The following is a 9,552-nucleotide window of genomic DNA, read 5'->3' on the forward strand; positions in this document are numbered from 1 at the left end:
GCTAAATAACAAAGATTATGTTTAACATTTACAGAGTTAAATTGGGTATCGCATTTGATCTATTTAAAAAAATAAGTGGATACCCATTAAAGGATATCCACTCACAAAGGATTAATGACTTCTACCATATCAATTTAACAGGACAGGTTCTAGCTCAAATAACCAAATTATTTTTTCATTTCTCTATTTTTTGATTGTAAAATGCTTTTTGAGCTGTTATTACCAGCTTTTTCGAGATCCCAATAAGATGTGATAAGTTACATTAATCTTTTAATAATCGCTTACTAACGACTAAAAATGGAAGCTGCTTTTTTCTCATTTATATCAATTTTTATTCTAATCCTACAATGACAGGAAGCTCTTTATATCCGTATACAAACGTACTAGGTATAATACGAAGCTTTTTGGTTGTATCCAATTTCATATCCGGTAACGTCTTTAGCATCTCTGTAATGCATATTTTCGTTTCCAATTTTGCAAGCTGTGATCCCAGACAATAGTGAACACCTGTTCCAAAAGATAGATAATTATTTGGGGAGCGATTGATGTCAAAAACATCTGGTCTGTCAAATACGCTTTCATCTCGATTAGCAGAACCAATCCAAGCCATGACTTCTTGCCCTTTTTTCAGTTTCATCCCTTTTATATTCATATCTTCAGTGATGAAGCGATTCATGCTGTGAACAGGAGAAGAATAGCGCAGGGCTTCTTCAATGGCTGCAGGTATAAGGGAATTGTCTCTATATAATTGATTAAGTATATCCGGATGCTCAAACAGAGTAAGCATTGTATTTGTAATAAGATTTGTAGTTGTTTCATTGCCTGCAACAAGAAGGAGAAGGCAGAAACTTAATAACTCTTCAATGTTTAATTTCTCACCATCTACTTCTGCAGTAATTAAAGTGGATACTATATCGTTTGTTGGGTCAAGCCGCCTTTTGGCAACTATTTGCTGAAAGTATGTTTGTAGGTCAAGGGTTGCTTTTCCTTGCTTAGCAAATAACTTGTTCATTACATTAGGAGATAGGGTTCGTGTTCCTGAAACAAGAATATTAGACCATTTTTTAAAGATGTCTCGGTCTTGGCTCGGTACTCCGAGCATTTCAGAAATCACGATAACAGGAAGGGGATAAGCGATATCTGCTACAATATCTATCTCGCGTTTTCCTTTTAGCGATGCTAATAATTCGTGTGTAATAGCCGTTATTCTCGGTGCAAGTTCTTGAATGGCTCTTGGGGTAAATGCCTGACTTACAAGATTGCGGTATCTTCGATGGGTTGGAGGATCCAAATCTAGCAAAGTTTGAACATTTCCATTTCTTTTTGAACTGAAATGCTTATAATTTTGTAAGACCATTTGGACATCCTCATAACAAAATACATCCCAGCAATTCCGTTCTGGATCAAAAGAAATCGGAGAGTTTTTTCGCATCTTTTTATACCAATCGTAGGGTGAGTTTGTTTCATCCAACCCTCTTGGACGCACTAGCAGTCCATAGCTCATTTGTTGTTCCTCCATCTTGATTCCCTCCTTTAATATTGTATCTTACTTGCCATTCATCCAGTCAATTAATCGTTGTGCTACTACTGGATGGTTTTGGTAACCATACAATTTATGCGGTTTACATTGTTCCTATGATTTTCTCAAAAGATACAAATATCTGAGGTATCCTCGATACTCTGAATCCAATTTCGACTCAACATGTAAGGAAAGTCATCACTCACATCCCTACCATGCCCTTTAGAAATGAAGACTGCCTTCTGTATATGGAGCATGCCCTTTTCATGTTTTTTCAGCCATTCACCCATATCACACCTAAATAGCAAGCGACGGCCTTTACTTTACTTAACTTAAATAAGTAGATTTTTCCTTATCTAAAATTGAGCAGGAATTTCATGTTTTCATGATGAATATGATAGTTATACTTAATTAAGGGCCATCGTAATGGATGAAAGGATGCTAAAAGTGGCAAATAAGATAAAAATCATTCGTGTTCCTATTTCAACACCAACTTTGTTACCGCATACAACCACAAATTGCTATTTAATTGGAAACGAGAAGGAAAGCTTACTAGTTGATGCCGGATATGATCAACAAGACACGAGAATAGAATTAGAAAGAGCGATAAAAGTAAACGGTCTTGCAACACCGAACTCTATTATTCTTACGCACTCACATCCAGACCATGCACCAGGTGTCCGCCAATTATTGGATTGGTCACCGATTGTTTATTGTCATCATCTTGAAGGACAAGCGACACTTGCTGCTATTTCACCATGGGACAATCTTTCCTTTTTAAACGACGAGGATATTATTAGAATAGCTGATGAAGAAATTACGATTATTCATGCCCCAGGTCATACAGCGGGTCATTTAAACCTCTATATTCGATCCAAACAAGTGCTCATCGCTGGAGATAATATTGTTGCGGAAGGAACATCATGGATTGGTCCTCCAGATGGAGATATGACAGACTATTTTCAAACTTTAAATCGCTTAAAACAATTAAGATTGAGTAAAATTGGACCGGGTCATGGTAAATGGGTTTTAAATCCATATGACCATATTGAATTCGTCTTAAATCGGAGATTATATCGAGAAAATCAAATTATTTCACTGCTTAAAAAGCATAATCAATTAACTGCAGTCAATTTGACACAAATGATTTATGATAAACTTCCTCACCCAAGTGTATTTGAGGTTGCGAAAAGAACAACCGAGGCACACCTCATTAAATTGATGAAAGAAGGTTCAGTATCACTACACGATTCCTTATATTTCATAAGATCGTAGTATTATTCAAACCATTTTTTAGCTGTTTGCAAATCTGGCATCATTAAAGTGGTGCCATTTTGTGAATTCATAATTGTCCTAAGCGCTATAATCGTAGGTGGAGCCAAGGATATCTTTCCACTTTGATAAGCTGATAGAGCATCCTGTGGAGAAAACCAATTGGCTTCATCTACTTCATTTACATCTGGATTTGGATATTGGCCGTTTGGCAATTGAGTAATAAAAAACCGTGTATCAAAACGAATCGGTTTCTCTTTCGGTGTGACGAGATGTCCGAAAAAGGTTATATTATCAAGATTAAGATGAAGTCCTTCCTGTTTTAGCAATTGTAAAAATGAAATTTCCCCATCTAAAAGTAGACGACGGTATTCTATTGCTGTTCCTTTATTTAATTGTAAGTCAGACCCGTCGTCTGTACTACCCAGTAAAACACCAACTTCTTCAAATAATTCTCTTGCTGCAGCTACATAATAAGCAGCATCAAATGACTCATTTCGTATCCCATTTTTTATGTACTCAAAGTCAAGCGCATAGTCACCCTTTTCTACTGCACCCCCTGGAAAAACATAAAATCCGCCAAAAAATTTCATCGTTTTTGGTCTTTTGGTCAAGTAGACCCTGGATGAATGATCCAATAAAACAATTGTCGATGCTGGTCTTGGAATAACAGTCATATTTGTACCCCTTTTTTCTTAGAATATTATTTTAAACAAAATATTCATTTTTTTTGATTTAAGAGATTATATTCTATATATATTCAACTTTCCATCCTTATTCCCCTCCCAAATCAACACTACTAACCACTTCTCGAGGATAAATATTAAATCATCCTATCAGACTTACGGTGTACTTCAACAAACCAGAATAGATTCTATTATAAAAAAAGCTCTGGACTCTTTAGAAAACAGAGTTCAGAGCTTTTTTATTTTCCAGCAAAAGTTAATTGTTTTTCTTTAAGTGCTTCATTCAGTATTCTCACCGCTTTCGGTCCAACACCATGTAACTTCAAAATTTCTGACTCCGTTACCTTTGTCAATTGATCAAGTTTATAGTAGCCAGCATTGGTAAGAGCTCTTGTAGCAGGCTTACCAATATTGGGGAAATTATTTTCTAGTTGTTCTTTATTGATATTGTCCATATTTATTTCTCCTTTCATTATTGAAGAACTTAATCTTTATTTTTTTACTACTTTTCTCAGTAATAAAGCTATCATTAAGAGCTCCTAAAATAATCCTATTAATGATGTTCCAGAAATTTAATGGCTGAACGAATAGACCTAACAAGACTTGGTCCGATTAATTCTGCTATATCCAAAAAGAGATCAAGAATTTCCCACCATTTAGATTCCTTTCCTTCTTCTTTTTACTTTTACAAGCATTAATCGGAGCAGCGGCTGTAAAATGGGGACAGTCAAGCTTTGTACTAGCCTTACATTTCGGTATTTCACTTATCTCCTTTGCAGCGGTTTTGTTATTAACACTATTAATTTTTGAAATTGATAAGAAATTCAATGCAGAAAAGCTTTTTATCGATAAACGAATGGGATTTCATATTATCGGTGTCTCGATTTATAGTTATCTTGTTATCTATACTGGGGCACTTGTGCGCCATACTAAGTCTAGTCTTGTTTGTCGAGATTGGCCATTATGTTTAAATGACGTTCCAGCCCTGCCATCTAACTTGTATGAATGGGTGCAAATGGGGCACCGTGCAGCTGCTGGCCTGATCTTTATTTGGATTACGTATATCCTAATTTTGACAGTCCGTCATTATAAAGAGCAAAAAGTGCTTTACTGGGGTTGGATTATTTCCTTCATCCTAGTTACTTTACAAGTGATTGCTGGCGCACTGATTATTTTCACCAGTTTAAATCTGTATATTGCCCTCTTACACGCGTTCTTTATTACTTGCTTGTTTGGGGTTTTAAGTTATTTCCTTTTGTTATATTCTAGATCGATAAGAAATAACCAGTAAAAAAAGTTGCTAGGGAATTTAAAATCCCTAGCAACTTTTTTTATGCTTTCGTTAATTCAAGTAAAAGGTCACCGGTTAATATTGCATCGCCGCTCGCAACATAAATATCTTTCACAACCCCTGAAAACGGCGCTTGAACTGTTGTTTCCATTTTCATCGCCTCGGTGATCATTAAATGATCACCCTTCACCACTTTTTCGCCTTTTTCCACGACAACTTTAACCACTGTTCCAGGCATCGACGCACCAAGCTGATGCTCATTTTTCGGATCGGCCTTTAACCTAGAAATAACGGTAGATTTAATACTTTCATCCTTTATGAACACCTCTCGCGGCTGCCCATTTAACTCAAAATAGACAACTCTCGTTCCATCCGCTTGAGGATGACCGATTGAAACTAGCTTAACAATTAGTGTTTTCCCAGTTTCAATTTCTACCTCAATTTCTTCACCTAATCGCATTCCATATAAGAATGTTGGTGTATCAAGTACTGAGATATTTCCATACTGTTCATCCGTTTTAATGTATTCCATAAATACCTTAGGATATAAGGCATAAGAAATAATTTCAAAGTCCGTAACCTGTCTGCCGAGCTCTTTATACAATTTTTCCTTTAGCTGTTCAAAATCCACCGAATCAAGCAATTCACCTGGCCGAACTTCTAATGGTTTTTTCCCTTTTAGGATTACTTTTTGCAGTTCCTCAGGAAAACCACCATAAGGCATACCAAGCGATCCTTCAAATAATTCAACAACTGAATCAGGGAAATCTAATGAATCCCCCTTTAAAAGCACGTCTTTCTCATTTAAGTCATTTTGAACCATAAATAATGCCATATCGCCAACGACCTTTGATGAAGGTGTAACTTTCACAATATCACCGAACATACTATTTACGCGTGAATACATTTCTTTCACTTCATCCCAACGGTCACCAAGTCCAACCGCTCTTGCTTGCTGTTGGAGGTTGCTATATTGACCTCCCGGCATCTCATGTTGATAAATTTCTGTATGCGGGGAAATCATACCACTTTCAAAATCATGATAATACTTTCGGACATCCTCCCAATAATAAGACAATTTTTCCAGAGCTTTAATGTTTACTTGAGGTTTGCGCGGATTCCCCTCAAGTGCATAAAATAACGAATTAGCACTTGGCTGTGATGTCAAGCCTGCCATAGTTCCTAAAGCAGTGTCAACTATGTCCACTCCTCCATCTATTGCCCGTGCATACGTATAAATACCATTCCCACTTGTATCATGAGTATGAAGGTGAATGGGAATATCGACTGTTTCTTTTAACTCAGAAACAAGTCTATACGCTGCTTCAGGCTTTAGTAATCCAGCCATGTCCTTAATTCCAAGTATATGGGCACCCTGATTTTCCAATTCTTTTGCTAATTGTTTATAATACAGAAGATTGTATTTCGTCCTAGTCTGGTCTAAAATGTCACCTGTATAACAAATCGATGCTTCGGCAATTTTACCAGTCTGACGGACCGCATCAATTGCGACTTCCATACCCTTGACCCAGTTTAAACTATCGAAAATTCGAAAAACATCAATCCCAGCTAGTGCAGATTGTTTAACAAATTCGCGAATCACATTATCAGGATAATTTTTATATCCCACCGCATTAGCTCCGCGTATCAACATTTGGAATAATACATTTGGAATTTTCTTTCGCAGTGTCACTAATCGGTCCCATGGATCTTCTTTTAAGAAACGATATGCAACATCAAAAGTTGCTCCGCCCCACATTTCATATGAAAATAAATCAGGCAAAAGTTTTGCGGACGGCTCAGCGATATGGAGAATATCTGTCGTCCGCATACGGGTAGCTAAAAGTGACTGATGTGCATCTCGAAAGGTCGTATCCGTTAATAAGACTTGCTTTTGATTCTTTACCCACTCCACAAGTCCTTCTGCACCCAACTTATCTAGGATATTCTTTGTCCCTTCAGGATACGGTAAATCAAAAGGTACATTAGGAATTCTTGGTTTCGTAAATACTGGTCTTTTCTTCTTCTCAATACTTGGAAAACCATTAACGGTTACTGTACCAATGTATGACAACATTTTTGTCCCACGGTCTTTACGAAACGGGAAAATAAATAATTCCGGTGTAGTATCAATAAATGAAGTATCATATTCGCCATTCCTAAACTTCTCATGTTTCACTACATTCTCTAAGAACGGAATATTTGTTTTGATTCCTCGAATCCTGAACTCCTGCAAATTGCGAACCATTTTAGCGGCTGCTTGCTCGAATGTCAGCGCCCAGGTTGAAAGTTTTACTAATAAGGAATCATAATACGGTGTAATGACCGCACCTTGAAAGCCATTTCCAGCATCGAGACGTACACCAAAACCTCCGCCTGAACGATAGGCCATAATTTTTCCCGTATCCGGCATAAATTTATTAAGCGGGTCTTCCGTTGTAACTCTTGACTGAATAGCAAATCCATTGATTTGTATTTTCTCTTGGGAAGGTATGCCGATAATCGGACCATGTAAATCATGACCTTCCGCTATTAAAATTTGTGTCTGGACAATATCTACACCTGTTACCATCTCTGTTACAGTGTGTTCAACTTGAACCCGGGGATTTACTTCTATAAAATAAAAGTCATTTCCTGAAACTAGAAATTCTACCGTACCTGCATTTAGGTACTCGATATTTTTCATCAATTTTACGGCAGCATCGCAGATTCTTCTTCGTAACTCTTCTGTGATCGATACACTTGGAGCCACCTCTACTACTTTTTGATGGCGCCTTTGGACGGAACAATCTCGGTCATAAAGGTGAACAATATTCCCCTGTTTATCCCCAATAATTTGAACTTCAATATGTTTTGGTCTTTCAATTAATTTTTCAAGGTACACTTCGTCATTCCCAAATGCTGCTTTTGCTTCTGACTTTGCCCGTTCGAATGCTTCACGGATTTCTTCAAAGCGTTTTACTATTCTCATCCCGCGGCCGCCACCGCCAAGAGATGCTTTAATAATAATTGGAAGCTTGTGTTGTTCCACAAAATCTTCTACTTCACTAACCTCAGTAACCGGCCCCGGACTTCCTGGAATGACTGGTATCCCAGCAAGCACTGCCTGATGTCTTGCTTTGACCTTATCACCGAACATATCAAGTTGTGTACTATTAGGGCCAATAAAGATAATTCCTTCTTCATCACAGCGTCTAGCAAAATGAATATTTTCTGATAGAAAACCATAACCGGGATGAATAGCATTAGCACCGCTTTTTTTGGCGATGGCAATGATGCCATCGATATCCAAATAGGCATCAATTGGTTTTTTACCTTCCCCTACTAGGTAGGCCTCATCCGCTTTGTAACGATGATAGGCCCCGGAATCCTCTTTCGAATAAATTGCAACAGTTCGAATATTCAGTTCTGTACACGCGCGAAAAACCCTTATTGCAATTTCTCCTCTATTTGCTACCAACACTTTATTAATTTGACTTGTCACGAAGAGCACCTCATATTCTATGTATTTTTTAAAACGCGAAAGACCTTAAAGTCCTTCGCGTTTTTATTAAATATAGAAAACCTTACCATCTTTTTGATTGACTCTTTTATCCATTTGTTCCTGTTTATTTTTATATTTCTTTTCATATTTAGTGAACATCGAGACATTGACAAGTATCCCTGTTGCTCCTGCAAGCATTAAGAGCGAGGATCCTCCATAACTTATAAATGGCAGCGGGACACCTGTTAAAGGAATAAGCCCGGATACTCCAGCTAAATTGATAAAAGACTGTATCCCAATCATGCTTGAAATACCAAAAGCAAGGAGACTTCCAAAAGGGTCTTTACATTGTAATCCGACATATATCCCTCTCAATACAATATAAAAGAGGAGAATAATAACGAACCCAACACCCCAAATCCCTAGTTCTTCGGCAATTACCGCCATGATGAAATCTGTATGGGACTCTGGGAGATAGCCAAGTTTTTGAACACTTTTCCCTAGACCTAAACCATTCACACCGCCAGAACCGATTGCAATATAAGAGTTAGCTAAATGGAAACCAGCATCTTGGGCTTGTGCAAATGGGTTATCTAAAACAGTAAGACGGCTCATTTGTTCATCTGAAAATAGTTTTCCCCACAACACCAAAATGACTGGGAGAATCAAAATCACAACCATAATAAGTAATTTAAGGAGATTTTTTAAATTCATTCCCGAACAAATAATCATTGTACCTGCGATGAGAGCAATAATAGCTGCTGTCCCAAAGTCAGGCTGGATACCAATTAAAAAGCAAACTAATATCAGAAATCCCAACGGGGGTAAAACACCTTTATTAAACTGATTAATATAGGCCTGTTTTTTGGCGTATACAGCTGCCAAATAAATAATCATTGTTAGTTTTACAAACTCTGATGGCTGGAAACGAAATGACCCAATTTCATACCAACTCTGTGCATTCCCGGCAACATGTCCAAAAACAAAGAGTCCTAATAGGGAAAGAATGGATCCACAAACAATAAACACTAGGACTTTTGTGAACTTCATGATCTTATACGGAATAATGGCAGAAAGAAGAAAAATTACCGTAAATATTAGCAGCCATACTTTTTGCTTTTGATAAAAATAATCACTTGGAACATCGTACCGTTGGACAGCAGAAGCCATACTTGCGCTATAAATCATAACAAGCCCGAAAGCACACAAAAGGATGGTCGCAATTATTAACGTATAATCATATGATTTCAATATCTTTTTTAACATATAAAAGGTCCTCATTTTCAATATTGATTTATAT

6 protein-coding genes and 1 pseudogene are annotated in these 9,552 nt (G+C 37.2%); 2 read left to right on the forward strand and 5 right to left on the reverse strand.

All coding sequences use genetic code 11. The features are described from left to right. Positions 1–331: 331 nt before the first annotated feature. Positions 332–1,519: a cytochrome P450 gene (locus tag V7137_RS26965; RefSeq protein WP_335700922.1), complete on the reverse strand. Its 1,188-nt coding sequence runs from the start codon at positions 1,517–1,519 to the stop codon at positions 332–334. A 447-nt stretch (positions 1,520–1,966) separates the two neighbouring features. Here V7137_RS26965 and V7137_RS26970 point away from each other — a divergent pair, with 447 nt between their 5' ends. After that, positions 1,967–2,794, forward strand: coding sequence for an MBL fold metallo-hydrolase (locus V7137_RS26970; protein ID WP_335700923.1), 828 nt, complete (start codon positions 1,967–1,969; stop codon positions 2,792–2,794). 2 nt (positions 2,795–2,796) lie between these two features. Here the strand turns inward: V7137_RS26970 and V7137_RS26975 are convergent, their stop codons facing one another. Further along, positions 2,797–3,468, reverse strand: a complete 672-nt coding sequence (locus V7137_RS26975; RefSeq protein WP_335700924.1) for an NUDIX hydrolase — start codon at positions 3,466–3,468, stop codon at positions 2,797–2,799. A gap of 248 nt (positions 3,469–3,716) precedes the next feature. Next, the gene (locus V7137_RS26980) at positions 3,717–3,932 is read right to left on the reverse strand and encodes a DNA-binding protein (RefSeq protein ID WP_335700925.1); all 216 of its coding nucleotides are present in this window, start codon (positions 3,930–3,932) and stop codon (positions 3,717–3,719) included. Positions 3,933–4,141: 209 nt separating this feature from the next. Between V7137_RS26980 and V7137_RS26985 the strand changes: the two are divergent. Next, positions 4,142–4,768 (forward strand): annotated as a pseudogene (locus V7137_RS26985) (COX15/CtaA family protein); the annotation flags it as partial. Positions 4,769–4,808: 40 nt separating this feature from the next. Here the strand turns inward: V7137_RS26985 and pyc are convergent. Together pyc and V7137_RS26995 are read right to left on the reverse strand one after the other, a co-directional pair. Further along, positions 4,809–8,252: a pyruvate carboxylase gene (gene pyc / locus V7137_RS26990; RefSeq protein ID WP_335700926.1), complete on the reverse strand. Its 3,444-nt coding sequence runs from the start codon at positions 8,250–8,252 to the stop codon at positions 4,809–4,811. Between the two features lie 66 nt (positions 8,253–8,318). Beyond that, positions 8,319–9,518 (reverse strand): FtsW/RodA/SpoVE family cell cycle protein, encoded by a 1,200-nt coding sequence (locus V7137_RS26995; protein ID WP_335700927.1) that lies wholly within the window; start codon positions 9,516–9,518, stop codon positions 8,319–8,321. Between the last annotated feature and the right edge of the window lie 34 nt (positions 9,519–9,552).

Origin of the sequence: Neobacillus drentensis (assembly GCF_036962765.1) — a bacterium.
Classification (GTDB): Bacteria; Bacillota; Bacilli; order Bacillales; family Cytobacillaceae; genus Neobacillus; species Neobacillus drentensis_C.

Bases quoted from the DNA above. Each gene is read 5' to 3' on its own strand.
- V7137_RS26965 (WP_335700922.1), bottom strand. From the start codon at position 1,519: ATGGAGGAACAACAAATGAGCTATGGACTGCTAGTGCGTCCAAGAGGG.
- V7137_RS26975 (WP_335700924.1), bottom strand. From the start codon at position 3,468: ATGACTGTTATTCCAAGACCAGCATCGACAATTGTTTTATTGGATCAT.
- V7137_RS26980 (WP_335700925.1), bottom strand. From the start codon at position 3,932: ATGGACAATATCAATAAAGAACAACTAGAAAATAATTTCCCCAATATT.
- V7137_RS26995 (WP_335700927.1), bottom strand. From the start codon at position 9,518: ATGTTAAAAAAGATATTGAAATCATATGATTATACGTTAATAATTGCG.